Genomic DNA, 1858 nt, shown 5'->3' on the forward strand with positions numbered 1-1858 from the left:
AGACTTTGGCAATTTCCATGAGTGAATCAGTTGATATATTTCGGTAATTCTAACAAAATTAGATAGTCCACAGTGATTTTAACCCCTCAACCCCTCTAACCGCAGAAAATGCACCCGCCCCCCTTCATCCCCCGCCATCAACATCACCCCATCTGGGGCAATGGCACAGGAATACATCGCACCTTCCCCGGTAAAGGTGGCTAACACATCCCCCGTCTCCAAATCCCACAGTTTCAGGGTTTTATCGAATGAACCGAAAACGGCTTTTATGAGAATTCAATTAAAATATGTTTGCTAATGAAAGAACCAAAAACTAAAAGCAGATATTGCTATCACAGAAACCAGTAATCCTATCCACCCCCAGGAGTAAATAGCAGCGATTATTAACCCTAGTAGCAGCCATTTAACAAATTCTGGAATTCGGTCAACGAATTGGCTTTTTTTTATACGATTTTGTACTAATTTTTCAATTTCATCTGCTCGGCTTAAAACCTGTTCAACACTCCAGATTTCATAATTATTGCTTTCTATTCTGACTGAGTTTGATGTAGGCTTTTCACAATATTTCAAGCAACTATTATGTATTAAACGAACCTCATCACATATGTGACAAGTCAAAGTATCACCTCTGCGAGTAGTGTAATTGTAACTAGACTCATACTTTATACAAGGACGTACTAGGACACTCATGCTTTCCAGACTACCATATTGCCGACAGTAGGCACATTCAAAATCTTTCAACTTAGCTGGATAAAATAATTTATCGACTTTTTGGGCATGTCCACAATTTGAACATGATAATGAGTTAGGCAAACCGTCGTATAACCATGAATCATACAAGGAGAAATAATCTCCTAAGAACATTTTTATATGTGCGTTGGGATTATTGCTATTTTCATTCCAACTATGGTAGTATCGTTGAACATTTTTTTGGGTTAAAAAACCGTATTCCCTATTATTATATCCTAGATCTCTTTGGGGTCGATAAGGACATCTTGGCTGATATTTTTTAAACCTCCATGATGTAGATTCCTTGTTAGTATATCCACAAAGCTCACACCGCCATTCACTCAAAAAATTTGTTGATTTTGGTTTTGCTGATTTAATATCTTGTAAACATCGACTACAAATCGAAATACTAAGCGCTCCATCGTCCATGCCAGAAGTGGAATAGCATTTATCTAATTGTTTACAGATTCGACAGCGTACCGCTTCGCAGTGAATACATGATGTAAGTTCTGAACTTACTGATTTGCCACAATTCTTACAAGTATCTAAGGTACTCATGAGTATATCCCTCCATTAAGTTTGGCAAGTTTTGCGATCCCGGTCTCTCCCTCTGGCGAGTAATTCACTCCATCTGACGGAATCAGCATCGAAAATGAATGCACCCAATGTCCCACCGTTTCAGGGTGCTATTCCATGAACCGGAAATTACCCGTTACCCGTCGGGGCTGATGCCTATGCCTACGGCCTTTATCAGCCTACTGTAACCCAAGAGGGTAGCTAGTCGCAACCCCGTAGCCAAGCCGCCATAACTCTGCAACCAGTCCCGATGCAACCTCGCCGGATTCTGCACCTGTTCCCGTAAATACTTCTGCGGCACGTCATGCAACGACATCCACCGCGAGGGCGACTCCCCGGACACAAACACTAACCCCCGTTGCGCCAACTCCGTCAACCACTGCCGCAACCGATAGTCCGGCATCTCCCCCCGCCGTCCCCACAACTTGACTAACGCCGCCTCCGACACTTGCACATCCGCTGCCACAATCCCTAACTCTAAATACGCCTGTCGCAAGGGTGCGGCTAACTGCTCCACACTGGTTTTGAGGACTTTATAGATACTGCCCTCGGA

General features: G+C 43.1%; 2 protein-coding genes and 1 pseudogene. All 3 read right to left on the reverse strand.

Annotated elements, in window-relative coordinates; genetic code table 11:
- Positions 1-78: 78 nt before the first annotated feature.
- Entirely contained in the window at positions 79-207 is a 129-nt protein-coding gene (locus ACTIE0_RS24090; RefSeq protein ID WP_006669889.1) for a hypothetical protein, read from the reverse strand.
- Positions 208-294: 87 nt separating this feature from the next.
- Positions 295-1287: a hypothetical protein gene (locus ACTIE0_RS24095; RefSeq protein WP_006669888.1), complete on the reverse strand. Its 993-nt coding sequence runs from the start codon at positions 1285-1287 to the stop codon at positions 295-297.
- A 154-nt stretch (positions 1288-1441) separates the two neighbouring features.
- Positions 1442-1858, reverse strand: a pseudogene (locus ACTIE0_RS24100) (hypothetical protein); the annotation flags it as partial.

Source organism: Limnospira sp. (assembly GCF_051859755.1).
In the GTDB taxonomy this organism is placed as follows: domain Bacteria; phylum Cyanobacteriota; class Cyanobacteriia; order Cyanobacteriales; family Microcoleaceae; genus Limnospira; species Limnospira fusiformis.

What these genes read in the sequence shown, in the direction of transcription:
- ACTIE0_RS24095 (WP_006669888.1), bottom strand. Translation starts at nt 1,287, where the DNA reads ATGAGTACCTTAGATACTTGTAAGAATTGTGGCAAATCAGTAAGTTCA.